The sequence below is a fragment of the Salinicoccus siamensis genome (assembly GCF_055391965.1).
The window spans coordinates 1815799-1839990 of record NZ_AP043765.1 but is presented as its reverse complement, the minus strand read 5'-3'; the positions used below and the strand labels follow the sequence as shown (position 1 = coordinate 1839990).

General features: G+C 49.2%; 24 protein-coding genes and 1 other annotated feature. Of the genes, 16 read left to right on the top strand and 8 right to left on the bottom strand.

The genetic code is table 11. From position 1 onward, the window contains the following. Positions 1-17: 17 nt before the first annotated feature. The 7 genes from mnhG to ACZ5LF_RS09345 are packed head-to-tail and all read right to left on the bottom strand — an operon-like array spanning position 18 to position 5796. Complete coding sequence (mnhG, locus tag ACZ5LF_RS09375) at positions 18-371, bottom strand: monovalent cation/H(+) antiporter subunit G (RefSeq protein ID WP_380569929.1); 354 nt, start codon at positions 369-371, stop codon at positions 18-20. Then, the gene (locus ACZ5LF_RS09370; RefSeq protein WP_380569928.1) at positions 349-648 is read right to left on the bottom strand and encodes a Na(+)/H(+) antiporter subunit F1; all 300 of its coding nucleotides are present in this window, start codon (positions 646-648) and stop codon (positions 349-351) included. Before ACZ5LF_RS09370 ends, mnhG begins: the two co-directional genes overlap by 23 nt. Further along, on the bottom strand, positions 645-1124 hold the full coding sequence (locus ACZ5LF_RS09365) for a Na+/H+ antiporter subunit E (RefSeq protein ID WP_380569927.1): 480 nt from the start codon (positions 1122-1124) through the stop codon (positions 645-647). The genes ACZ5LF_RS09370 and ACZ5LF_RS09365 overlap by 4 nt, the downstream gene beginning before the upstream one ends. Then, positions 1125-2618 carry a Na+/H+ antiporter subunit D gene (locus ACZ5LF_RS09360; protein WP_380569926.1) on the bottom strand — a complete coding sequence of 498 codons (1494 nt, stop codon included), beginning with the start codon at positions 2616-2618 and terminating at the stop codon, positions 1125-1127. Further along, on the bottom strand, positions 2608-2949 hold the full coding sequence (locus ACZ5LF_RS09355; protein WP_380569925.1) for a Na(+)/H(+) antiporter subunit C: 342 nt from the start codon (positions 2947-2949) through the stop codon (positions 2608-2610). Before ACZ5LF_RS09355 ends, ACZ5LF_RS09360 begins: the two co-directional genes overlap by 11 nt. Then, positions 2949-3416, bottom strand: coding sequence for a Na(+)/H(+) antiporter subunit B (locus tag ACZ5LF_RS09350; RefSeq protein WP_380569924.1), 468 nt, complete (start codon positions 3414-3416; stop codon positions 2949-2951). The genes ACZ5LF_RS09355 and ACZ5LF_RS09350 overlap by 1 nt, the downstream gene beginning before the upstream one ends. Beyond that, on the bottom strand, positions 3385-5796 hold the full coding sequence (locus tag ACZ5LF_RS09345) for a Na+/H+ antiporter subunit A (protein ID WP_380569923.1): 2412 nt from the start codon (positions 5794-5796) through the stop codon (positions 3385-3387). The genes ACZ5LF_RS09350 and ACZ5LF_RS09345 overlap by 32 nt, the downstream gene beginning before the upstream one ends. A 207-nt stretch (positions 5797-6003) precedes the next feature. Between ACZ5LF_RS09345 and ACZ5LF_RS09340 the strand changes: the two genes are divergently transcribed. The 8 genes from ACZ5LF_RS09340 (at position 6004) to ACZ5LF_RS09305 (ending at position 13518) form a co-directional block, all read left to right on the top strand. Then, a complete protein-coding gene (locus ACZ5LF_RS09340) occupies positions 6004-6594 on the top strand; it encodes a peptidylprolyl isomerase (protein ID WP_380569922.1) in 591 nt (196 codons plus the stop codon). A gap of 115 nt (positions 6595-6709) precedes the next feature. Next, positions 6710-6916, top strand: coding sequence for a hypothetical protein (locus ACZ5LF_RS09335; protein WP_380569921.1), 207 nt, complete (start codon positions 6710-6712; stop codon positions 6914-6916). Next, positions 6894-7151, top strand: coding sequence for a DUF1871 family protein (locus tag ACZ5LF_RS09330; RefSeq protein WP_380569920.1), 258 nt, complete (start codon positions 6894-6896; stop codon positions 7149-7151). The genes ACZ5LF_RS09335 and ACZ5LF_RS09330 overlap by 23 nt, the downstream gene beginning before the upstream one ends. Before the next feature lie 116 nt (positions 7152-7267). Beyond that, positions 7268-7648 carry a S1 domain-containing post-transcriptional regulator Ygs gene (gene ygs, locus ACZ5LF_RS09325; RefSeq protein WP_344703191.1) on the top strand — a complete coding sequence of 127 codons (381 nt, stop codon included), beginning with the start codon at positions 7268-7270 and terminating at the stop codon, positions 7646-7648. A 289-nt stretch (positions 7649-7937) separates the two neighbouring features. Further along, positions 7938-9479: an L-glutamate gamma-semialdehyde dehydrogenase gene (gene pruA / locus ACZ5LF_RS09320; RefSeq protein ID WP_380569919.1), complete on the top strand. Its 1542-nt coding sequence runs from the start codon at positions 7938-7940 to the stop codon at positions 9477-9479. 79 nt (positions 9480-9558) lie between these two features. Then, entirely contained in the window at positions 9559-10752 is a 1194-nt protein-coding gene (locus ACZ5LF_RS09315; RefSeq protein ID WP_380569918.1) for an ornithine--oxo-acid transaminase, read from the top strand. Positions 10753-10834: 82 nt separating this feature from the next. Further along, positions 10835-12079, top strand: a complete 1245-nt coding sequence (locus tag ACZ5LF_RS09310; protein ID WP_380569917.1) for a Glu/Leu/Phe/Val family dehydrogenase — start codon at positions 10835-10837, stop codon at positions 12077-12079. Positions 12080-12273: 194 nt separating this feature from the next. Continuing rightward, positions 12274-13518 (top strand): Glu/Leu/Phe/Val family dehydrogenase, encoded by a 1245-nt coding sequence (locus ACZ5LF_RS09305; protein WP_380569916.1) that lies wholly within the window; start codon positions 12274-12276, stop codon positions 13516-13518. A gap of 54 nt (positions 13519-13572) precedes the next feature. On the opposite strand, the gene ACZ5LF_RS09300 is transcribed toward ACZ5LF_RS09305, so the two are convergent. Next, on the bottom strand, positions 13573-16875 hold the full coding sequence (locus tag ACZ5LF_RS09300; RefSeq protein ID WP_380569915.1) for an efflux RND transporter permease subunit: 3303 nt from the start codon (positions 16873-16875) through the stop codon (positions 13573-13575). A 133-nt stretch (positions 16876-17008) separates the two neighbouring features. On the opposite strand from ACZ5LF_RS09300, the gene ACZ5LF_RS09295 reads away from it, so the two are divergent. The 8 genes from ACZ5LF_RS09295 (at position 17009) to trpA (ending at position 24134) form a co-directional block, all read left to right on the top strand. Continuing rightward, a complete protein-coding gene (locus ACZ5LF_RS09295; RefSeq protein WP_380569914.1) occupies positions 17009-17608 on the top strand; it encodes a TetR/AcrR family transcriptional regulator in 600 nt (199 codons plus the stop codon). 321 nt (positions 17609-17929) lie between these two features. Further along, on the top strand, positions 17930-19123 hold the full coding sequence (locus tag ACZ5LF_RS09290; protein WP_380569913.1) for a MalY/PatB family protein: 1194 nt from the start codon (positions 17930-17932) through the stop codon (positions 19121-19123). 77 nt (positions 19124-19200) lie between these two features. Beyond that, positions 19201-19428 (top strand) — a binding site (T-box leader). A 41-nt stretch (positions 19429-19469) separates the two neighbouring features. Next, the gene (locus tag ACZ5LF_RS09285) at positions 19470-19643 is read left to right on the top strand and encodes a hypothetical protein (protein WP_380569912.1); all 174 of its coding nucleotides are present in this window, start codon (positions 19470-19472) and stop codon (positions 19641-19643) included. 96 nt (positions 19644-19739) lie between these two features. Then, positions 19740-20759: an anthranilate phosphoribosyltransferase gene (trpD, locus tag ACZ5LF_RS09280; RefSeq protein WP_380570019.1), complete on the top strand. Its 1020-nt coding sequence runs from the start codon at positions 19740-19742 to the stop codon at positions 20757-20759. After that, a complete protein-coding gene (gene trpC / locus ACZ5LF_RS09275) occupies positions 20760-21524 on the top strand; it encodes an indole-3-glycerol phosphate synthase TrpC (RefSeq protein ID WP_380569911.1) in 765 nt (254 codons plus the stop codon). It begins immediately after the preceding gene. After that, the gene (locus ACZ5LF_RS09270) at positions 21525-22163 is read left to right on the top strand and encodes a phosphoribosylanthranilate isomerase (RefSeq protein ID WP_380569910.1); all 639 of its coding nucleotides are present in this window, start codon (positions 21525-21527) and stop codon (positions 22161-22163) included. It abuts the gene before it with no gap. Continuing rightward, positions 22132-23334, top strand: coding sequence for a tryptophan synthase subunit beta (gene trpB / locus ACZ5LF_RS09265; protein WP_380569909.1), 1203 nt, complete (start codon positions 22132-22134; stop codon positions 23332-23334). The genes ACZ5LF_RS09270 and trpB overlap by 32 nt, the downstream gene beginning before the upstream one ends. Next, complete coding sequence (gene trpA, locus ACZ5LF_RS09260; RefSeq protein WP_380569908.1) at positions 23334-24134, top strand: tryptophan synthase subunit alpha; 801 nt, start codon at positions 23334-23336, stop codon at positions 24132-24134. Before trpB ends, trpA begins: the two co-directional genes overlap by 1 nt. The last annotated feature ends 58 nt before the right edge of the window (positions 24135-24192 follow it).

The window sequence follows — 24192 nt, the reverse complement described above, 5'->3', positions numbered from 1 at the left end:
TTTTTTTATTGTGCGGATTATTCCTCCCGCATTTCATCTCGCTTCAATTCATTCAATACAGTCGATTCGGCAGGTTCCACATCCGCATGGAATGCGCTTCTGGAGAGCATATGCGCCGAAACCGGGCCGGTGATGAAGACGAACAATACTGCCAGGAACAGCTTGCTGTCCACGTGACCCTCTATATACCAGAAGTACAGGAAAGTACCGGTCATCATCATCATCACTCCAAGAGTGGAGCTCTTCGAAGCTGCGTGCAGCCTCGAGTACACATCAGGCAGGCGGATGACCCCAATGGCACTGACCGCTGCAAAGAAGGCGCCACCCAGGATGAAGAAGGCGATGATGCTAGTCATTATCATGTCTATCATTTTCGAAGATCACGCCTTTCTCGAGATATTTCGCAAACGCGATTGTTGCAATGTAGGCGAGAATGCCGATCAATAGTATGACAACGAGCAGATAGGTGGTGCGCAGCGTCATAGCCATTAGTGCAATCATGGCCATCAGCAAAATGCCAAGCGCATCGAGCGCCACCACTTTATCATGCAGCGAAGGTCCTTTAACCATACGGTAGATCATACCGAGCATGGCGAAAGCTAGGATGATGATGCTGATAATTATGATGATGTCCAAAAAAGTTGTCATGCTTTCCTCACCTCTTCTATCGAATGCTCGAAGCTCTCTTTGATGGATTTGATCTCGGACTCTGCATCCTCAATGTCCAAGGCATGGATATAGAGGATGGAACGGTCATCTGAAATTGCAACGACTAGTGTGCCGGGCGTCAAAGTGATGAGAGCCGATAGCAGACTGACTGCCCATTCATCCTTTAAATCGCATGGGTAGGCAAAAAATGCAGGCTTCACATCGATTTTTGGACGCAGTACGATTTTAACGACTTCAATGTTCGACTTGATCAACTCGATGATGAAGATGAAGGTGAGGCGGATTATCGCATATACCCGCTTCAGATAGAACGAACCCGGAAGGAATCCCCTCAGTATATAGACTGACAATAGACCAAGCAGATAGCCGGTCGTAAAGGCGGGAACGGTAAAATTCGAACCGATGAACATCCATAGGAAAGCAAGTGCCAGGTTTATGAGTATCTGTAGAGCCATCTATTCCACCTCCGTCAAGTAGTTGGAGTAAGAAGCCGGATCATAGAAAGATTGCGCAGCCATATCAAAGAGCGGATAGAGGGCATCAGCAGCAAGTCCGAATACAACCGACAGTATGACCATTGCGAAGGATGCAAATAATATCTTATCGCTTTTAATCGGGCGCAGCTTCGAGAAGTCCATGTCGCTGCCCCAGAATACCCCGATGAAAATCTTGATTACGGAGTACAGTACGGCAAGACTCGATAGGAGTACAATGATTCCAGAAATGTAATGGTCATTTTCAAAGGTCGACTGGACGATGAAAAGCTTGCCATAGAATCCGGATAACGGTGGGACTCCGGTAAGCCCCATCGCAGCGATGAAGAACATCCATCCAGTCCACGGATGCAGCCTGATCAGACCACCAAGTTTCTGGATGCCGGTCTCACCCGTGCGGTAGATCAGATAACCCACGAGCATAAAAAGTGCCGCTTTTATGAGCATATCGTGGATGAGGTAGTAGAAGGCCCCGACAAGGCCGGTCTGATCCATCATTGCCACGCCCACAAGAATGACGCCGACGGCAATAAGTATGTTATAGATGATGATGCGTTTCATATCAGTGTAGCTGAGGGCACCGATCGACCCCATTACAACCGTCGCTAAAGCAATTAGCAACAGTATCTGGTTTGTGAAATCTACATTGTCGATGAAGAATAGGCTGTATGTCCGTGCAATGGCATATACACCAACCTTGGTCAAAAGTGCCCCGAAAAGGACGAGGATTGGCATAGGTGGCGCGTAATAGGAGCCAGGCAACCAGAAGTAGAGCGGAAATACACCGGCTTTTGTCGCAAATACGAAGATGAACAGGACGGCGACGAGCGTCATGATACTGTAGTTCCCTTCAAAAGCTGATAATTTATTATAGATATCCGCCATATTCAATGAGCCGGTCACAGAATAGAGATACGCCAATCCAAGGACGAAGAAGTTCGAAGAAATCAGGTTGACCAGTATATATTTGAAGCCTTCCTGAAGTTGAATCTTTGTGCCGCCGAGAGTGATGAGTACATAAGATGCAAGAAGGAACACTTCAAAGAAGACGAACATGTTGAAGATGTCCCCGGTGGAAAATGCACCGTTCACTCCCGTGATCATGAACATTACCATGACATAATAATAGTACTTCTCCCGTTCGATGCCGATCGACTGGAATGAGTAGATGACAGTGAACATGGTGATGATAGCCGTCGTTAACAGCAGCAGGGCAGCAGCCATATCGATGACGACGCTGATGCCGAACGGGGCGACCCAGCTGCCGATGTAGGTGACGATCGTGCCGCTCTGGTAAACATGGATTGTAAGCCAGATGGTGGCGATGAGGGCAAGCAGGCTGCCTACTGCCGCCATTACTCTGTGTGCCAAAGGACGTCTGCCTGTAAACAGCATCACTATCCCGGTGAAGAAGGGAATGATGATGGGCAGCAATGGCAATATGTTAGTCGTCATGTGGAACTCCTTTCATTTCTTCAACATCATCTGTCCCCAACTCTCCGTAGGCTCTCAGGGCAAGGACCAGAATGAATGCAGTCAGCGCGAAGGCGATGACTATCGCGGTCAATATAAGCGCCTGCGGCAGGGGATCGGTATAGTTTTCGACTGCCTCATCAAGCACAGGCACGTTGCCGCGCTTGAGTTTACCCATCGTCAACAGCATGAGGTGCACCCCATGGCTCAACAAAGCTGTGCCGATGATGATGCGGATGACACTCCTTGATAGCATGAGGTAGACGGCAGAACCGATCAGAATGCCACTCAGTAGAATTGTTATCAGTTCCATCAGTTTTCCGCCTCCCCGACAAGTACTATGATCAAGAGCGCAGTCGCAGCCACTGTCAGGAACACCCCAAGGTCGAACAGGACGGCGGAGTGGAGGGCCACATCACCGAATACGGGTATTTCTATATGAGTGTGCTGGTGCGTGAAAAACGGCGTGCCGAAGAAGAATGATAGCGTAGGCAAGCCGACTGCAAACGTCAATCCGGATGTGATGATCAGCCTGAAGTCGATCGGAACCATCCTTTGCAGTGTCTTTTTATCATATGCGATCAACAGCAATATCAATGCTGCAGCAGCAAGCAATCCTCCCACAAAACCGCCGCCTGGTGTATAGTGGCCGGCAAAGAAAAGGTTGAATGAGAACATGATGACGATGAGGAATACCAGTTTCGCAGTGAACTGCAAAAAGACGTCGTTCATCTGTCTATCCGCTTTATCATGCCCGGTTTTCTTCAGGGTCTGCTTCATCTGTCTCATCCTTTCTGTTTAGTCTTAATTTCATCAGAGCATAGATGCCGATTCCGGCGATGCCGAATACCAATGTTTCAAATAAGGTATCGAAGCCACGGAAATCGACGAGTATGACGTTTACCATGTTGCCGCCGGCGCCGAGTTCTTTAACATTATCGATATGGAACTGGCTGATGCGGTCGAACAGTTGATTGGAGTATGCAATCAGGCCGATCATGATGACGATGATGCCGACCCCAAGGGACACAAGGAAATTGGTGAACTTGAAGCGCATGCGTTCCGGATGCTTGCTTCTTGCCGGAAGATGGTAGAAGCATACGAGGAACAACGCCGTCGTTACCGTTTCGATGGCCAGCTGTGTCAAAGCAAGGTCAGGTGCCCTGAAGAACACGAAGAACAGGGCCATCACGAAACCGATCGCGCTGAGCATGATGATTGAAACGATACGGGATTTGGTGGCGAGTATGACCGTAATCGATATCAGGACAATCATCACAAGAATCATTTCCTGGATGCCGACAGGTGCCATATCCGAAAAGTTGAGCTCTATACCCGTGTTCCATAGGGAGATGGCGCCCAACACGACGAAAAACATGAAGATATAGGCCAGATAGGAACGGATGAAGCCTGTCATGTAGCTGTCGGTCACTTTCCTTGAAGCGAACCTGCTGTGCATGAGCCCTTGGTCATAGACATAGTTCAAGGTAAAGCGCTCTTTATGGTAATCATATATGAACATCCATTTGTCCCGGAAATAGAACAACAATGAACCGGTAATGACGATGGCAATCGTCGCCCACAGAGCAGGATTCGCAAACCCATGCCACATGGAGATATGGGTGCCGAGCGGCGCATCAGTCGCCATTATGCTCATGGCGGCCGGATCGATTATTGAACCTGACAATACGTTCGGGAACAGTCCGAATGTAATGACGAGTACAGCAAGTATCGCCGGGGATATCCACATCAGGGCAGGCGCTTCGTGGGGTTCCTTCGGTGTATCATGGGTACGTTTACCGAAGAAGACGCCATAGATGATCTGTATGGAATAGATGAAAGTGAATATACTTCCGACTATTGCAAGCAGAGGGAATACGAAAGCGATATTCGCTAGTGAAGCGAAATCAGCCTCCGTCACATGGATCATCGCCTCAAGGAAAAGTTCCTTTGACAGGAACCCGTTGAATGGCGGCAGTCCTGCCATCGATAACGCTGTAATGAAAGTCAACGTAAATGAGATCGGCATAAGGGTCAAAAGGCCGCCAAGGCGCTTCAGACTTCTTGTGCCCGTCTCATGGTCGAGTATTCCAGTGACCATGAAGAGTGCACCTTTGAAGGTCGCATGGTTGATGAGGTGGAATACCGCCGCCACAACGGCAATCGAGAAGTATGTCTCACCGGCACCGGTGCCCACACTCAATGCACCAAGACCAAGCAGCGACATGATCATGCCGAGCTGGGAGACGGTGGAAAAGGCCAGTACTGCTTTCAGATCGTCTTTACGCACTGCATTGAAGGATGCCCAGGCAAGTGTAATCAACCCGCCGAGCAGGATTATCCATACCCATAATTCGGAGAATGCAAATAATGGCGTCAGGCGTGCAACGAGATATATGCCGGCTTTGACCATCGTGGCTGAGTGCAGATAGGCACTGACGGGCGTCGGTGCTTCCATAGCGTCAGGCAGCCAGATGTAGAACGGGAATTGTGCCGACTTGGTGAAAGCACCGAGCAGGATGAGTACAATGGCGGTCGGTGCCACCGGACTTTCCTGGATGAGCGTAACCTGTGCCAGCATCTCGCGGATGCTGTAGGTGCCCGTAATCGTATGAAGAGTAAGGAATCCACCAAGCAGCATGAACCCTCCGAACATGGTGATCAGCATGGACTTCTGTGCGCCATATAGTGAACGTTCCTTCATGAACCAGAAAGCGATCAGAAGAAAACTTGATATGGAAGTCAATTCCCAAAATAGATAAAGCATCAAAACATTATCATTCAGGACGACACCGAGCATCGCACTCATGAACATGAGCAGGTAGATGTAGAAATTGCCCAGGTCTTCCCGGTGGGACAGATAGCCGATCGAATAGAGTACAACCAGCGCACCTATCCCGGATATGAGTAGAGCAAACAGGAGGCCGAGGCCGTCTATGTAGACATCGAAATTCATCCCTATGCGGGGCATCACCTGCATAGTTTCAAGTATCGGACCGCTGCTTACCTTCGGGATGAATGTTGCCAGGTAGATGGCAATTATTACGGGGACCGGCAATACGAACCAGCCCAGATGAATGCGTTTATAATATTTATAGATGATGCCGATCGCCACAGCAGCGACCAGGGGCAGTAATATCGCCATATGTATCAGCGTCAAAGTATATCCTCCTTCATTTTTACAATATATATTGCAATTATACAGCAATGCGGCACCTAAATAAATGTATAGGGTTTGAAAAAATATAGAATGTCTGTATAGTGTTAAATAGGAAAAAAGGGAATATTTTTCATAGAAAATTCATTTTATATTTTCATAATTTCAATGTTAAAATTGCAATAAATGAAATCAGGAGGCATATTATTCATGGCATTTACACAATTGACGACAGAGGTAGGCAATAACGAAACATCCGCAATCATCCGCACCAATCATGGGGACGTTAAAGTCAAGTTGTTCGGCGACATCGCCCCGAAGACAGTCGAAAATTTTACGACACATGCAAAGAACGGCTATTATGATGGTCAAATCTTCCACCGTGTGATCAAGGACTTCATGGTGCAGGGCGGAGATCCGACCGGCACAGGCATGGGTGGGGAGAGCATATTCGGCGGAACGTTCGAAGACGAGTTTTCAACAGAGGCATTCAACCTCTACGGCGCCCTATCCATGGCGAACGCAGGACCTGGTACGAACGGCAGCCAGTTCTTCATTGTGCAGGCATCTGAAGTGCCGGCGCAGATGATCAACCAGCTTGAAGGTGCAGGGTATCCGGCTGAGATCATCGAAGCATATAAGGAAAAAGGCGGTACACCTTGGCTCGATCAGCGCCACACGGTTTTCGGCCATGTCATTGAAGGCATGGATGTAGTGGAGAAGATTGCAGATGTCGAGACAGGTGCACAAGATCGGCCGAAAGAAGACGTCAAGATAGAAACAATCGAAGTGGCAGAGTAGGCTTAGGTTCCCATGAAGACGTTTATTATAAACGCTCACAAAATAGTCACTAAAAGGGTCTCGATTCATAATAGACCTTTGTTATACTGTATGGAGCAAAGGTGAGTGAATATTTATGATGCCATTTTTATATTTCCCTGAAGATAAAAGTGAATATATACCCGCCTTCATCACTTTGGCGATCTGCATGCTTCTGGCCTATCTGGCATATCGCCTGATCAAGCGGTATTCCGAGAAACAGGAACAGAAGATGAAGGAGTTCGAAGAACAGGTGATGAAGCGGATGGAGCAGGAGAGCGATGAGCCCGGAAGCAGGTATTGAACTCTACAGACTTATTTCAGACTGGAACCCGCTTCAACTGCAAGCGGGTTTTGATTATGACCCGGAAATATATGACGCCATATCCGCCATATATGAAAGTGATGATGTACACGTTGTGAGCCGGGCGATCCAGGAGATCTTCAACCAGTCGTTTGAAACCGTGATACCCTTGGCGGAAATCGATCCGATGACTGAACAGGCCCTGGTGCTCAAACGACTCTATAATGATGCATGACCGCAGGTTCTATCCTGTGGTTTTTTATTTTGGCAGTGTTTGATTCGATAAACACGGTTGCTTGTGATAAAATGGTTCATGCGTATGATAACTGAAAAGTTAGTGGGGTAATCCAATTGGCAAAGAAATATCGGAAAGGCCAGTTCATCAAAGTCAAAGTAACTGGTATCCAGCCATATGGTGCTTTTGTCAAAACCCCTGATAATCAAGAAGGACTCATCCATATTTCAGAAGTGATGAATGATTATGTACACGATGTGAACCAATTTTTATCCAAGGGCCAGATCGTCAGGGCCAAAGTGCTCAGCGTGGACAAGAATGGGAAGCTGAACCTTACATTGAAGGAAAATGAATACTTCAAAAACGAGGAGCGGAAACGGGATAGACGTTCTGTCCTGGATCAGATCAAGGACACGGAAGAATATGGCTTCGAGTCCATTAGACAAAAGATGCCGGAATGGATAGATACGGCGAAAAGACATTTGAAGGACAAATGAAGGGCCTAGAAGAAGCATGTCCGGGCCACTGCAACTTCTGCTGCAGTGGCCCGGACATTTTTTTGTGGAAACCTACATTTTAACCTGTATAACCTTTACATCCATATTTTGGTTGGGCCAACAGCACCAAGCTGTAATGGACCTTATCCGAGTATTTTTATACGTGGTGGTGAATACGTTTGCAGGCTATGTGTAAGCGCTTTTAAAATAGGCTCTAAAAGGGTTGAAAAAGTCCTGCTTTAAGTCCATTATTATGATAGGCATTTAATATTAAAGGAGGCATCTTTAGATGATACCGTACAAGCATGAACCTTTTATGGATTACTCGAAAGAAGAAAACCGTAAAAAACTGGAAGAAGGTCTGGCTACAGTCAAAGACTATCTCGGTCAGGATTATCCGTTGATCATCGGCGGGGAACGCATCACTACCGAAGACAAGAAAGAATCCTACAACCCTGCTGATAAAGCGGAGACAATCGGCTATATGTACCAGGCCAATCAAGAGCATGCACAAAAAGCGATGGACACCGCACTGGAGACGTTCGAATCATGGAGGAAATATTCGTTCGAGTTCCGTTCCGACGTCCTGTTCAAAGCAGCGGCGATCGTCCGCAGGCGCAAGTATGAATTTACAGCCCTGCTTATAAAAGAAGCAGGAAAACCTTGGAAGGAAGCGGATGCGGATGTAGCGGAAGCCATCGACTTCCTGGAATACTACGGACGCAATCATCTTAAGATAAAAGATGGCGAACATGTGGAATCACGCCCTGGCGAGTACAACCAATTCCATTATATTCCGCTTGGTGTCGGCCTTGTCATCTCTCCTTGGAACTTCGCCTTCGCAATCATGGCGGGCACGACAGCTGCTGCGCTGGTGACAGGCAACACAGTGCTCCTCAAGCCATCTTCAAGAACGCCGATAGTGGCATACAAGTTCATTGAAGTGCTGGAAGAAGCAGGTATGCCTGAAGGCGTCGTGAACTTCATCCCAGGATCATCGAAGGATATCGGGGACTACCTTGTCGAACATAAGGATACGCGTTTCATTTCCTTCACGGGTTCCCGTGAGGTAGGCACGAAAATCTACGAAAAGGCAGGCGTCGTCCAAAAGGGCCAGACGCACTTGAAGCGCGTCATTGCAGAAATGGGCGGTAAAGATACGATAGTCGTCGATTCCGCCGTGGACCTTGAAGAGGCAGCAGAGGCAATCGTCTACTCTGCATTCGGTTTCAGCGGGCAGAAATGTTCCGCCTGCTCCCGTGTAGTTGCTCTTGAAGATATACATGATGAACTCCTTGAGAAGGTTGTAGCCAAAACGAAGGATCTGAAAGTGGGTAATCCGGAAACAGATGTCAATGTTGGACCAGTCATCGATGATGCCTCCCTTGAAAAGATTTCGAAATACATCGAGATTGGTAAGCAAGAAGGGCAGTTGGAGATCGGCGGCAAAACTGAGAATGAAACAGGACATTTCGTCCATCCAACGGTCTTCTCAAACCTTAAGCATGATGCGGTCATCATGCAGGAAGAAATATTCGGTCCAGTGGTCGGATTCACAAAAGCCAAGGATTTCGAGCAGGCCATCGAATATGCCAATGCAACAGACTACGGCCTGACAGGAGCGGTATTCACAACGGACCGCCACCACATCGAACAGGCGCGTGAAGATTTCCACGTAGGGAACCTGTACTTCAATCGCGGATGTACTGCAGCCATCGTCGGCTACCAGCCTTTTGGTGGGTTCAAAATGTCCGGTACGGATTCCAAAGCGGGTGGTCCGGACTACCTGACGCTCCATATGCAAGGCAAAACGACTTCTGAAATGTTATAATGTAATTTGACAGCATGATCATAAAGATTACAAAAAGCGAGCGGGACGCTTACCCGCCTTTTTAAGAAAGGGAGATAGAATGACTAGATCACAGGAAATCATCAAGCAGACACAACAATACGGGGCACCAAACTACAACCCCCTGCCAATCGTACTCTCAGAAGCTGAAGGCGTATGGGTGAAGGACCCTGAGGGCAATGAATATCTGGACATGCTGAGTGCATACTCCGCAGTCAACCAGGGGCATAGGCACCCTAAGATAATCAAGGCCCTAAAAGATCAGGCGGATAAGTTGACGCTCACTTCCCGCGCGTTCCACTCAGATCGCCTCGGACCTTGGTATGAAAAAGTATGTAAGCTCGCTGACAAGGAAATGGCTTTGCCGATGAACACGGGTGCCGAAGCTGTGGAAACAGCAATCAAAGCAGTACGCCGGTGGGCATATGATGTAAAAGGTGTGGAAGATGATAAAGCGGAAATCATCGCCATGAACCAGAACTTCCATGGCCGTACATTGGCAGCAGTATCGCTTTCTTCTGAACCGGAGTACCGTCGCGGTTACGGTCCGCTGCTTGACGGCATCAAACTCGTTGACTTCGGCGATATCGACCAGATCAAGGAAGCGATCACCAAAAACACGGCAGCAATCCTGCTGGAGCCGATTCAAGGTGAAGCGGGTATCAACATACCACCTGAAGGTTTCCTGAAGGCGGTACGCGAAGTCTGCGATGAAAACAATATACTTTTTGTGGCAGATGAAATCCAGGCAGGCCTTGGCCGTTCCGGTAAGCTTTTTGCAACACATTGGGACAACGTGGATGCGGATGTATATATCCTCGGTAAAGCACTCGGTGGCGGCGTCTTCCCGATTTCCTGCGTATTGGCTGACGAAGAAGTGCTTGGTGTGTTCAACCCAGGTTCCCATGGCTCCACATTCGGAGGAAACCCGCTTGCTTGTGCAGTATCGGAAGCGGCGCTTGATGTCATGAATGATGAAAACCTCGTTGAAAGATCACGTGAACTCGGTGAATATTTCAAAGCAGAACTAGAAAAGATCGATAACCCTGTAATCAAGGAAGTGCGCGGTCGCGGACTCTTCATCGGTGTCGAGCTGACTGAAGCAGCAAGACCATATTGCGAAGAACTGAAAGAACTCGGACTGCTCTGCAAAGAAACTCACGAAACAGTCATCCGCTTTGCGCCTCCACTGATCATCTCCCAGGAAGATCTCGACTGGGCCATCGTTCAAATCAAAAAAGTGCTTGCAAAATAGTACTTGGAAATAACGCTTTTAAAAAGTAACGAATGTGATACAATGATTATGAAAACAGTTCCAAAAAAAGAGGCGGATAAAAATGTCAGAGAAATCAAATCTTATCACTTCCACACAGGCGATCATCCATGAGGCTTTGGATAGACTCGGTTTTGATGAGGGTATGTATGAACTGATCAAAGAGCCGATGCGTCTTTTGACAGTGCGCATCCCGGTGCGCATGGATGATGGTTCAGTTAAAGTATTCACCGGCTACCGTGCCCAGCACAACGATGCTGTTGGACCGACTAAGGGCGGAATACGCTTCCACCCGGATGTTAATGAAGAGGAAGTCGTGGCACTTTCAATGTGGATGACCTTGAAATCAGGCATCGTCGATCTACCTTATGGTGGCGGTAAAGGCGGAATTGTGTGTGATCCGCGTGAGATGAGCATCCAGGAAGTAGAGCGTTTAAGCCGTGGCTACGTCCGTGCAATCTCTCAGATTGTCGGGCCGACAAAAGATATTCCGGCACCTGATGTATTCACGAACTCGCAGATCATGGCGTGGATGATGGATGAATACAGCATGATTGACGAATTCAACTCACCTGGCTTCATCACCGGTAAGCCAATCGTCCTCGGTGGTTCGCAAGGTCGTGACCGTGCGACTGCGATGGGGGTCATCATCTGTCTTGAGCAGGCTTTGGAAAAACGCGACATGAAGATGAAAGATCTTCGCGTAGTCATCCAAGGCTTCGGTAATGCTGGAAGTTTCCTTTCAAAAATCCTGTTTGACAGGGGCGCTAAAATCGTCGGCATGTCGGATGCCAATGGTGCGTTGCACGATCCGGAGGGCCTTGACATCGATTATCTGCTCGACAGACGCGACAGCTTTGGCCTAGTGACGAATCTGTTCGATGACGCATTGCCTGGTAAAGATCTCTTCAAAATCGATTGTGATGTCATCATACCTGCTGCGATCGCAAACCAGATCACAGAAGACAACGCAGACGATATTAAAGCGGAGATCATCTGTGAGGCGGCCAATGGCCCGACCACTAAAGAAGCGACGAAAATCTTGACTGATAACGGTAAGCTCATCGTGCCTGATGTATTGGCGTCGGCCGGTGGTGTTACGGTTTCCTACTTTGAGTGGGTCCAAAACAACCAGGGCTACTATTGGGATGAAGATGAAGTCAATGAAAAGCTTGAAATCAAGCTTAAAAAAGCATTCAATGATATCTATGACCTGCATGAAAACCGCCATATCGATATGCGACTTGCAGCTTATATCATAGGTCTGAAACGAACAGCCGAGGCTGCGCGCTACAGAGGTTGGGCATAGAATAGGCGCGAACAAAGGAAGAGGCCGGACAGATTATCTGTCCGGCCTCTTTTGTATGGATATTCATAAACATGTTGATTTACTTAATTTTTTGTATTATTATGAATATTCGAATATTCACTTGAAATATGTGTGGCTAGGGGCTAGCTCAGTTTGCCATAAAATAGGGTGAAAGAGAAAAAGGAGAACTGATCATGACAGAAACCTCGAACTTGATTACATCAACACAATCAGTCATCCATAAGGCATTGGATAATCTTGGATACGATGAAGGAATGTACGAATTGATTAAAGCACCGCTCAGGATGCTCAAAGTGTGTATACCCATAAAAATGGATGACGGTTCTGTAAAAGTGTTCACCGGATACCGTGCCCAACATAATGACGCCGCGGGTCCAACTAAAGGGGGCGTCCGTTTCCATCCTGATGTCACGGAAGAAGAAGTCATTGCCCTTGCGATGTGGATGACACTAAAGGCAGGAATTGTCGATATACCATACGGTGGTGGTAAAGGCGGGGTAGTCTGCGATCCGAGGAGTATGAGCAGTAGGGAAAAAGAAGAAATCTCGCGTGGATATGTCAGGGCAATCTCTCAGATTGCAGGGCCGACAAAGGACATTCCGGCTCCTGATGTCTATACCGATGCGCAGACGATGGCGTGGATGATGGATGAGTACAGTGTGAAGCACTCTGATGATCCATTCGAATTCATCACAGGCAAACCACTTGCAGTCGGAGGGTCGAAAGGACGCGAAACGGCGACCGCAATGGGAGCGGTGATGTGTGTCGAGCAGGCCATGGAGAAAGTGGGTATATCCATGAAGGGTGCACGCATCGTCATACAGGGATTTGGTAATGCGGGAGGTTACGTATCAAAGATGTTGCATGATAAGGGGGCAAAGATCATCGGTATATCAAGATCTTCGGGCGCCCTCTATAACCCTGAAGGGATAGACATCGATTATGTACTGAGAAACCGGGGGAAAGTTAATCTGGCGGAAAAACTACCTGCAGAATCCATTACAAATGAAGCACTGCTCGAAGTGGACTGCGATGTCCTCATTCCAGCAGCAATCGCAAATCAAATTACTGAAAGCAATGCCTGGGATATTAAGGCGGAAATCATATGTGAGGCGGCCAATGGCCCCACTACGGAGGGAGCAACGCGAATATTGACTGAAAAAGGTGTGCTGATCATTCCGGATGTCCTAGCTTCAGCCGGCGGTGTGACCGTGTCATATTTTGAGTGGGTTCAGAATAAGCAAGGTTTCTATTGGGAAGAAGAAGAAATAAAAGAGCTGCTGGAAGGTAAGATGACAGCCGCTTTCGAAGCCATATACAAGCTGCACCAATCACGTCAGATGGATATGAGGCTCGCGGCCTACACGTTAGGCATAAAGCGTGTATCAGAGGCAGTAAGGTTCAGGGGGTGGGCCTGAACATCATCAATAAAAAAACGATTGCCCTAAACAGGCAATCGTTTTTTCGTATGCTTATTTCCGTCTGTCATTTTTCATCCTGTTGATGAGCGACTCCATCTCTTTGATATAGTCCCTATCGTTTCCGGAAGTATCCTGCGGTGGGGTATCTTCCTGGACGTTCGGCGCTTCATCGCCGTATTCTGGAACATCGTCATCAGAAGTATAGCCATATTCATCTTCTGGTGAAGCAGCTTCTTCTTTACGTTTTTGCGCGTCAATCTCTCTTTGGGTGATGATTTCACCATCCGGTGTCATGTACTTCTTATTCATCTTGCGTGTTTCAGAATCAAAGTAGCTGTAGATGATTGGAATGATGAACAGCGTCAGGAACGTACTGCTGATCAGACCACCTATCACTACAATGCCCATCGGTGCAATGAGTTCTGCACCTTCACCAATGGCAAGTGCAAGCGGCAACATGCCGAGTGCGGTCGTCAGCGCGGTGATGACTATCGGGCGGAAGCGGTCCTGGACACTCTTTTCGATCGCTTCGAGCGTAGTCATGCCTTTGGCTTTCTGCTGATTGATGTAGTCGACCAGCAGTATGGCGTTGTTGACCACTATGCCAAGCAGCAGGATGACGCCGACTACAGCGATGACGCTCAGTGGATTATTTGTGATGATCAATGAGAACATCACCCCAATGATGCTGAGCGGCAATGAGAATATGACTACGAATGGGTGTTTGAAGGATTCGAACTGGGCAACCATCACGAGATAGATGAATATGATGCCGAGTGTTATCGCAAGCAACAGCTGAGGAATTGCGTCACTGAGCATTTCCAGGTCACCGCCGATCGACGTTTCCGTTTCATCTGCGAAATCTGTATCTTCAATGATGCTTTCAACGTGACTGCCCGCCTCATTGAGGCTCATTTCAGGTTTGTACGAAATAGTAAGTTCCGTCGTTTCTTTCTGGTCATCGCGGTTGATGAGCGAAAGCATCTCAGCTTCTTCCAGCTCAGCGACATCTTCCACTGTGACGTAGTCGCCTTGGCCATTGGCGATCTGGATATTCTTGAAGGCCTCGACGCTGCTTGTGACCTCATCCGGATATTTGACATTGATCGTCAGGAACTCGGAGCCTTCGTCGACAGTGGAGGCCGGGACTCCGTTAGTCGCCTCGTAGATTGCTGAGCCTATCTCTGCAGGCTGTAGGTCATTTTCCCTGGCAGCTGCGCGGTCTACACGCACCTGGAGCTCCTGGGTCATGTCCTCGCGGCTTGAGGTGACGTTGTCTATATCTGCATCATCTTCCAAAGCCTTTATAATGATTTCTTCGGATTCGACGAGCCTCTCAGGGTCTTCATCTGCAATATTCAGCGCGAGTGTGTTCGGGTCGGAACCTGTGCCTGCCTGCGACATCGGGTTGACGCTGATTTCAGCAGAGGGTTCCACACCTTCAATTTCATTTTCGATATCTTCAATGAATTCATTGGTCGTGACGCTACGTTCACCCGGGCCAACCAATGTAGCCATGATGTTGCCTACATTGCTCTCGTCGACCGGGCTCATCGTGGAGGTGGAGCCGATGGTGCTCATGTAGGTATCGATTTCCGGATAATCTTCAAATTTCTCTTCTATTCGGGCAATGGTCGCTTCTGTTTCGGAAAGGATCGCATCCTGCGGCATTTCCACTTCAACAGTCAGCGTCCCTTCATCGCTCTCAGGCAGGAGATCCAAGCCTTGAATATAGATGCCTACGCCACCGGCTATAAGAATCAGGGCGGTCAATATAAGGACAGTCAGGCGATGTGTGAGTGTCCAGTGCGACAGTTTCCTGAGCCCCTTCATATAACGACGGTCCCGTCGCTTCTCTTCTTCGTTGTCATCTGGTGCTTCCAGAATGCGGCTGGCAAGCATAGGCACCACGGTCAGGGCGACAAAAAGTGAAGCCAACAAGCTGAATACTACGGCTACAGCAAATGGCGTGAACAGTTGGCCGACCAGGCCGCTCACGAAGACAACAGGCAGGAAGACTGCTGCTGTAGTCATTGAAGAAGCGGTGATGGCACCCGCCACTTCCTTCGTCCCCACACTTGCCGCCTGTTTCGGTGTTTTGCCCATCGACAGATGGCGGTATATATTTTCGATGACGACGACGGCGTTATCGACGAGCATACCGATGCCGAGTGCCAGGCCACCAAGCGTCATCAAGTTTATGCTGATGTCCGTAAAGAACAAGAGGGCAAATGTAGTGATGACGGAAAACGGTATGGCGATACCGATTATGAGTGGTGATTTCAAGTTGCGCAGGAATGCGAAAAGGACGATCATCGCAAGTATCGCACCGCTTATCAATGATAGGTAGACACTGTTGATGGCGAGGTCTATATATTCCCCTTCATCGTATAGCGTTTCAACAGTGAGATCCTCAAATTCTTCCTTGTCTAGCTGCTCGTCAAGGACAGATTGGAATTCTCCATTGACGGTCGATGCGTTTGCATCGGACGCGAGGCTCATTTCAATCTGCATGGCTTCTTCGTGGTTCAGACGGCTGATGACAGCGTCATCCTGTTCCGTTATGGCGACATCTGCCACATCATCGAGAGTGAGCGTGCCAGCACCCTCGGGCAGATCCGCCAAGACCAGTTCCTCGAGTGATTCCACTCCGTCGATCTCACTTACCGTCCGGGTTGTGATGGATTCTTTTTCTTCTTCATCGACGATTGTGGCGTTTGGTATGGAGATGTTATTGGCTTCAATGATGTTGGCCACATCGCTTTGGCTCAGCTGATACTCTTCGAGTGCCTCAGTATCGAGTGCCACGGAAATTTCTTCTGTGATGCTGCCAGTCTCACTGATCGAGGCCACACCATTGATGTTTTCGAGTTCATTGATGAGATCTTCGACCTGATCCTGGAATTCACTGACTGATTTGTTTTCGGAAGATACGGCAAGCGTCAGACTCGGGAGCATCGTGATGTCGAACTCGAGGAAGGATGGGTCCCCTGCCTCCTCGGGCAGACTTGTGTTTTCTATCGTGCGGACGATTTCATTTTCGACTTCATCAATCGTCATGTCATATCCGAATTCAAGAAGGATCACCGAGGAACTTTCTTGGGATTGGGAGGATATATTGGTTAAACCGCTGACTGTGGAGAGTTCTGCTTCGAGCGGCTTCGTCACATCCTTCATCACTTCTTCAGGTCCAGCCCCCTGGTAGCTGGTCGCCACCGCAGCGATCGGCGGCTGGACATTCGGCAGCAGTTGCAGCGGCAGCCTGGTCAGGGAAACGGCTCCGAGGAGGATGAGTATGATCATGATGACGATGGTGAATTTTGGTCTTTTTATTGAAAAATCGGCTAGCTTCAAGTGGCTTCACTCCTGTATAATATGAGATGTATATTGTAACCCGACAACGTGTTGTACTATGACAATATTAGTTAAATTATATATATGATTCAACCTACAATCCAATGTGGAGTGTTGGAAAGGAGGGAATATTATGTCCAAAATAAGTCGTAAAGAAGAAACCCGCCATAATTTCGTTGAAGCATTCTGGACCCTGTACGTCTCGAAGCCTCTTGATAAGATTACCGTCAAGGAAATCACGGACCTCGCCGGATACAACCGTGGCACATTCTACACTTATTTTGCAGACGTCTACGAAGTGCTGGAGACGGAGAAGAAATTGCTCCTCCCAAGTGAGGAAACCATCATCGAGCGTCTGAAGATGCTCAGTGATGATCAGGCTCCGCTTGAGGGGTCGTTCGAGGATGTTTCCCATTGCATCAGGGAAAACAGGGCGCGCATCGCCATATTGCTGGGGCCGGAGGGGGACCCCGGCTTCCAGTATGAACTGAAGGCGCGCTTCAGGCGGGTGATATTGGATTTTGCAGACGATATCGGCATCCAGGAGCTATCAGACTATGAATACATCATTGAATACCAGGTATCTGGGATGATCGGCATTTGTCAGCGTTGGGTCGAAAATGAAGAGGACATCACTGAAGAGAGGCTCGGCATGATATATGAACGTGTCTTCAATGAAGGTGTGATGAGAATTACAACCGAGATGTTCAGAGCAGCGAAAAAAAGCGGTTAGGTGCTTTCATTCAGTATAGAAGGATACAGCAACAGAGAGTTGTAATCTAAGTAGAGGTAACTATTATTTCCCATTATACCAAATGAACAGACAAATCTGTAGAATAGATGGTTACTTCGTTGAAAAGTAACTGAGCATGCTGAGTGATGCGGAAAATCAGTTGATCAAGGCAGTCGACGAGTCAGTTTGATTTCAACCTGCCCTTCAGGTGACAAGCCTGTGGGGTTTCAGTTCAATTGTTTCAAACTGATCTTTTGAAGCGTTATAATTACAAGATGAGTGATAAAAGAATTACTAGAATTACAACAAGGAGCGATTTTGATGAAATATAATTTTGATACACCTGTAAACAGAAGGGAAACATATGCCATTAAATGGGACGGTGGCGAACTGCTCAAGGAAATGGGGCTCACGGACCACTATGATGAAAATACCATCCCGCTATTTACAGCTGATATGGATTTTCAGGTGGCAGAGCCGATCATCGAGGCGTTGCACAGGACCGTCGACCATAAAATATTCGGCTATACACTGGCGCCGGATGCCTATTATGAAGCGATACAGAAATGGTTTTCAGATAGGTATGACTGGACTATAGACAAAGAAGAAATCATCTATGCCCCGGGTACGGTCCATGCGTTGAATGTCGCCGTCAAAGCCTATTCTGAACCAGGGGACGGAATCATCATACAACGGCCTGTCTATCCACCATTCACTGCTGCTGTTGAAGGCAATGGACGTGTCGTGGAGAACAATGCGCTTATCAGGGATGAAGCGGGACATTACCATATCGACTTCGATGGTTTCGAAGCCTTGGCCAAAAAGAGTGAGGTCAGCATGTTCATCCTATGCAGTCCGCATAACCCGACGGGCAACATATTCAGTCCAGAAGATCTTAAGCGGCTCTCTGAAATCTGCCGGGAGAATGACATCATCATCATCGCCGACGAGATCCATGGAGATCTGATACGCATCGGGGAAACATTCACGCCGATTGCGAAAGTGTCCGATCATACAGATCACATCATCTCCATGACTGCGATAAACAAGACATTCAATCTGGCCGGCCTGCACTGCACCAATGTCGTCATCACCGATGAGGCGAAGAGGCAGCAGTTCAAGGAGGCGCAGGGGACGAGCATGCCGAGTCCATTCACTGTATCTGCTTTGATTGCAGCATATAATGAGGGAGATGAATGGCTGGAACAGGTGAGGGAATATATCGATGGCAATATAGATTTTGTCATCAATTTCCTGAAAGAGGAAATGCCAACCGTTAAAGTGGAACACCCTGCCGGCACGTATGTGCTGTGGATGGATTTCAGCGGCTATGGCCTATCGGATGAAGAAGTGCATGACCGCATCTACAATAAGGCTAATGTCCTGCTGCAGGACGGCAGTAATTTCGGCAAGGAGGGGGAAGGGTTCCAGAGGATATGCGTCCCTTCTCCGAGATCTGTCCTGGAGGAAGCGATGAACCGCATAAAAGATGAGTTCAAAGATGTGGAGAAATAATTGGACCCATAAAATAATTCAGAAATAGGGTTGCAATCATAATTTGATTGTAGTAACATGAATTTCAATTAAATGAATCACTTTGATTGATGAAGACAAGTAGCAATTGCCGAATTGCAAAAGAGAGCCGGTGGGTGGTGTGAACCGGTGCAATGGCAGTGTGAATGGACTTCTGTGCAACCGGTGGACGATTAAATCCCCGGCGTATTTCCAACGTTACATGGACGATGCGGCATTATGCTGCATCTTGAGCGGATCGGCTTAGCCGATCAATAAAGGTGGCACCACGGCTCCCCGTCCTTTTTACAGTGACAGGGGAGCTTTTTGTATTTAAAAATTGAAGAAGATGTATATCAGAACAAGTAGTGGCGTATTGCATGGTACAGAGAACCGGGGGAGCTGGAAACCGGTCCGTGCAACGTCGATGAATGGGCCTGATCAGCATGCATCCGTCCGCCGCACGTTACGCGGCAAGAGCAGGGGCGGCGAGTCCGTCCAATGCGAGGTGGCACCGCGGTGAATCGTCCTCCATAGACAATAGGTCTATGGAGTTTTTTTATTTCAAGGAGGGAAAAATATGACGGCAGAAGTACTGGCAAGAACAGATTACGGCAGTATGAAACCACACTTGGCAAAATTATCGGAACGCGCTGATCTGACCGGCAGGGAAATGACGGAGGCAGTCTCCATACTGCTGACGGACGAAGTGAGCGACAGCGAAATAGCCGCCTTTCTGATGGGCTTGAAGGCCAAAGGGGAGACCGTGGCCGAGATCACAGCGCTTGTAGAGGTGTTGAGGAGGCATGCGATGCCCATACTGCGCGATGTTCCAGGTGTCATGGATAACTGCGGGACAGGCGGGGATGGTTCCAATAGCTTCAACATTTCGACGACCTCCGCTTTCGTCCTTGCAGGGGCAGGCATAAAAGTTGCAAAGCACGGCAACAGAAGCGTTACAAGCAGGACCGGGAGCTCTGACGTGTTGGCGGAACTTGGTGTATCACTGTCTTTTCAGCCGAGTGATATCGATCATCTGTTGGATGACAATGGCATCACTTTTCTCTTTGCCCCCCATGTCCATCCAAAAATAAAGCGCATCATGAAAGTGCGCAACGACCTTAAAGTACCGACGATATTCAATCTGATAGGGCCGCTCATCAACCCGGTGGCACTCGATTACCAGTTTCTCGGTGTCTATCGGCAGGATAAGTTGAGAACGATGGCAGAAGTGCTGAAAAGGCTCGGAAGGAGCCGGGCGGTGGTCATCAATGGAGCGGGCGGAATGGACGAAGCCTCGCTGCTCGGTGAAAATCATATGACCATACTCGATGAGGGAACAATTGAAGATGCGACCTTCACTCCGGAGTCGGTCGGCCTGCCCTCCTATACACGGGAAGAAATCAACGGTGGCAGCAGCGCAGAGAACGCGCAGATTTTGAAGAATGTATTGACTGGCGAAGCGACACCAGCCCAGCGCGACACCATATTGTTGAATGCCGGCATCGGGCTATACTGCGCCAAACAGGCCCACTCCGTGCAGGCAGGCATTGAAATGGCGCAGGAAAGCATTTCATCCGGACAAGCCCTGGCCAAACTCGACCGGCTCGTCGCATATTCAAAAAGAGGGGGATTTTGAATGACTACGATATTAGATGACATCATTGCATATAAACAGCAGGAAGTGACACGGCTCACAGCAGAGGAAGAAGGGCCGGACAGAACGCCCATTTCCTTGAAGGATAGGCTTGACGTTGCCGGAACGATAAGCATCATCGGGGAGGTGAAGCGGGCTTCTCCGTCGAAGGGGGACATCAACATCGGAATGGAGCCTGATGAGCAGGCAGAGAAATATGCAGCAGGCGGTGCTGACGCCATTTCAGTATTGACCGATGACAAATATTTCAAAGGGTCAATGGCGGATCTCGAAGCGGTCCGGAAAGTAGTCGCGCTGCCTGTACTGAACAAGGATTTCATCATAGACGAGCGGCAGATCGACCGGGCATACCGGCATGGAGCAGATGTCATCCTCCTGATTGTGGCAGCATTGGACGACGAAGCGCTGGAGCGACTGTTCGCATATGCCTCCAGCTATGGCCTTGAATGCATAGTGGAGGTACATACTGCAGATGAAATGGAGCGTGCTTTGAAGCTTCACCCTGCACTTATCGGCATCAACAGCCGCAACCTGAAGACATTTGAAGTGGATTTGGGTGATACAGAAAAACTGCTTGAAACATATGGCCATCACCCGGTGCACTTCATTGCCGAGAGCGGCATACGTACAACAGCAGACGGCAGGCGGATGCGGGTGGCCGGTGCCGCAGCACTGCTCGTTGGGGAGACGTTGATGGCTGCAGAAGACCCGGCCGCAACGATCCGCGCCCTAAAAGGGGTGCTGTAGATGAAGATTAAGATATGCGGCATCCAGACGGTCGAAGCAGCCGGATGGGCTGCAGAAGCAGGGGCCGATATGATCGGGTTCGTATTTGCACCCAGTACTCGGAAGGTCGACGTTAACACGGCCAAAAGAATGGCAGAAGCAGTTAGAGGAAAAGTCGAATGTGTGGGTGTTTTCGTCAATGCACCGGCTGAAGATGTCGAATATGTCCATAAGGCGGTCGGCCTCGATTATGTACAGTTGCACGGGGATGAGTCGCGCGCATATACGGCAGGCTTGAAAATGCCGGTGATCAAAGCGTTTTCCATCGGCAGCATGCCCATTGCGGAAATGTTCCGGTATGATGCCCGCCACATACTCATCGACAGTCCACCGGCAGAATACCGCGGTGGCAGCGGACGGCGGTTTGACTGGTCGGCACTCGAGGGTAGGGCACTCGACCATTCCCGTCTGGTGCTGGCCGGTGGCATCAATGCAGGCAACATCAGGGAAGCAAAACATCTGGTTGCACCTGCAGCCGTCGATGTGTCGAGTGGCGTCGAAACACATGGCGTGAAGGACAAAGATAAGATATTTGAATTGATCAGAACAATGAAAGGTGGAGAGGAAAGTGGAAAAAATCTATACTCAGCCCGATGCTGACGGCCACTACGGAGAATACGGGGGCCGCTATGTGCCGGAGACCCTTATGCACGCGCTCAAAGAATTGACGGAAGCCTATGAGGATGCGCAGCATGATGAAGCATTCCGTGAAGAACTGAACCATTACCTGGAAAACTATGTGGGACGGGAATCGCCGCTCTATCATGCCGCAAGGCTATCGGAATATGCAGGCGGGGCGAAGATCTATCTTAAACGCGAAGACCTCAACCACACCGGGGCACACAAGATCAACAACACGATCGGTCAGGCATTGCTTGCCAGAAGGATGGGCAAAAGGAAGGTGGTTGCAGAAACGGGCGCTGGCCAGCACGGTGTCGCCACAGCGACTGTCTGTGCACTACTTGATCTGGACTGTGTCATTTTCATGGGCAAAGAAGACATACGGCGCCAGGAACCGAACGTCTTCCGCATGGAACTGCTCGGTGCCCGGGTCGTCAGTGTCGATCAGGGCAGGGGGACACTTAAAGATGCGGTCAACGAAGCGCTCAGATACTGGGTCGCCAATGTAGAAGATACCCATTACGTCTTAGGTTCAGCGATGGGGCCGCACCCATTCCCGATGATCGTGCGTGACCTGCAGTCCGTAATCGGCAAGGAGACGAAGCGCCAGATGCTGAATAAGGAAGCGCGCCTGCCTGATGCCATAGTGGCGTGCATCGGTGGGGGGAGTAACGCAATCGGCATGTTCCATCCATTCATAGACGATGAAGATGTCCGCCTTGTTGGTGTGGAAGCATCCGGTGATGGCATAGAGACGGACCGCCATGCGGCTTCCTTAAACGAAGGCAGTGTCGGCATCCTGCACGGTGCCAAGATGCACCTGCTCCAGAATGAGGCGGGCCAGGTGCAGGAGGCCTATTCCATTTCAGCAGGCCTCGACTATCCCGGAATCGGGCCCGAGCATAGCCATCTAAAGGAGATCGGCCGTGCAGAATATGCACATATCACGGACGGGGAAGCACTGGAGGCGTTTAGGATACTATCCCATAAAGAAGGCATCATACCGGCACTTGAGAGTGCCCATGCGGTAGCACATGCAATCAAGATGGCCGGTCAGATGACCGGTGATGAAATTCTCGTCATCTGCCTATCCGGGCGTGGCGACAAGGATGTAGCGGAAATCAAAGCACGTCAGGAAGGTGAAGCCTAATGGGCAGAAAAAGCATCGCACAACAATTCGAAAATCTGGAATCAGCCGGAGGTAAGGCCTTCATCGCGTATATCATGGCTGGAGACGGCGGGCTGGCGAATCTTAAAGATCAGATACTGCAGCTCGAATCGACTGGTGTATCCATCGTTGAACTCGGCATCCCCTTCTCCGACCCGGTGGCGGACGGTCCGGCGATACAGGAAGCCGGAAAGCGGGCATTGGCCGAAGGCGTCACGCTGAAGGAAGTGCTTACGGCAGTTGCAGGCTTCAAGGATGAGATAAACATTCCGATCGTCATCATGACCTATGCGAATCCGGTATTGCGGCTTGGTGTCGGGAATTTCGCCGCGCTGTGTGAAGAAGCGGGCATATCAGGAGTGATCATTCCGGATGTGCCCTATGAGGAATCGGCAGAATTCGAAGTTCCATTGAAGGATGTGGACATTGCACTGATTCGCTTCGTCACGCTGACCAGTTCAAAAGCACGCATGGAAGAAGTGCTCAAGACGGCGGAAGGCTTCGTCTATGCCGTTACGGTCAATGGTACAACCGGTATCAGGGACGGCTTTGATGACTCATTGGGTGCGCATCTGGAAGCTGTGCGCCAAGTGAGCCCGGTCCCTGTGTGTGCCGGCTTCGGCATCAAGACGCGGGAGCAGGCTAGAGAGATCGGTGCGCATTGCGATGGTGTCATAGTCGGCAGCCGGATCGTCGAACTCCTGCATGCCGGGCAGGCCGAGGAGATAGCCGACCTGATCCCTGAAAATGCCGGAATCGAAAAGGTGCGACAAATTGATTGAAAAGCGCGCTGTGTTTTATCTACAATAGTAGCGAAGGATAAAATATTCTGGAGGCTAC

Excerpts from the sequence above, each read along its gene's own strand:
- mnhG (WP_380569929.1), bottom strand. The coding sequence starts at position 371 with ATGATAGACATGATAATGACTAGCATCATCGCCTTCTTCATCCTGGGT.
- ACZ5LF_RS09370 (WP_380569928.1), bottom strand. The coding sequence starts at position 648 with ATGACAACTTTTTTGGACATCATCATAATTATCAGCATCATCATCCTA.
- ACZ5LF_RS09365 (WP_380569927.1), bottom strand. The coding sequence starts at position 1,124 with ATGGCTCTACAGATACTCATAAACCTGGCACTTGCTTTCCTATGGATG.
- ACZ5LF_RS09360 (WP_380569926.1), bottom strand. The coding sequence starts at position 2,618 with ATGACGACTAACATATTGCCATTGCTGCCCATCATCATTCCCTTCTTC.
- ACZ5LF_RS09355 (WP_380569925.1), bottom strand. The coding sequence starts at position 2,949 with ATGGAACTGATAACAATTCTACTGAGTGGCATTCTGATCGGTTCTGCC.
- ACZ5LF_RS09350 (WP_380569924.1), bottom strand. The coding sequence starts at position 3,416 with ATGAAGCAGACCCTGAAGAAAACCGGGCATGATAAAGCGGATAGACAG.
- ACZ5LF_RS09340 (WP_380569922.1), top strand. The coding sequence starts at position 6,004 with ATGGCATTTACACAATTGACGACAGAGGTAGGCAATAACGAAACATCC.
- ACZ5LF_RS09335 (WP_380569921.1), top strand. The coding sequence starts at position 6,710 with ATGATGCCATTTTTATATTTCCCTGAAGATAAAAGTGAATATATACCC.
- ACZ5LF_RS09330 (WP_380569920.1), top strand. The coding sequence starts at position 6,894 with ATGAGCCCGGAAGCAGGTATTGAACTCTACAGACTTATTTCAGACTGG.
- pruA (WP_380569919.1), top strand. The coding sequence starts at position 7,938 with ATGATACCGTACAAGCATGAACCTTTTATGGATTACTCGAAAGAAGAA.
- ACZ5LF_RS09315 (WP_380569918.1), top strand. The coding sequence starts at position 9,559 with ATGACTAGATCACAGGAAATCATCAAGCAGACACAACAATACGGGGCA.
- ACZ5LF_RS09310 (WP_380569917.1), top strand. The coding sequence starts at position 10,835 with ATGTCAGAGAAATCAAATCTTATCACTTCCACACAGGCGATCATCCAT.
- ACZ5LF_RS09305 (WP_380569916.1), top strand. The coding sequence starts at position 12,274 with ATGACAGAAACCTCGAACTTGATTACATCAACACAATCAGTCATCCAT.
- ACZ5LF_RS09295 (WP_380569914.1), top strand. The coding sequence starts at position 17,009 with ATGTCCAAAATAAGTCGTAAAGAAGAAACCCGCCATAATTTCGTTGAA.
- ACZ5LF_RS09290 (WP_380569913.1), top strand. The coding sequence starts at position 17,930 with ATGAAATATAATTTTGATACACCTGTAAACAGAAGGGAAACATATGCC.
- ACZ5LF_RS09285 (WP_380569912.1), top strand. The coding sequence starts at position 19,470 with ATGTATATCAGAACAAGTAGTGGCGTATTGCATGGTACAGAGAACCGG.
- trpD (WP_380570019.1), top strand. The coding sequence starts at position 19,740 with ATGAAACCACACTTGGCAAAATTATCGGAACGCGCTGATCTGACCGGC.
- trpC (WP_380569911.1), top strand. The coding sequence starts at position 20,760 with ATGACTACGATATTAGATGACATCATTGCATATAAACAGCAGGAAGTG.
- ACZ5LF_RS09270 (WP_380569910.1), top strand. The coding sequence starts at position 21,525 with ATGAAGATTAAGATATGCGGCATCCAGACGGTCGAAGCAGCCGGATGG.
- trpA (WP_380569908.1), top strand. The coding sequence starts at position 23,334 with ATGGGCAGAAAAAGCATCGCACAACAATTCGAAAATCTGGAATCAGCC.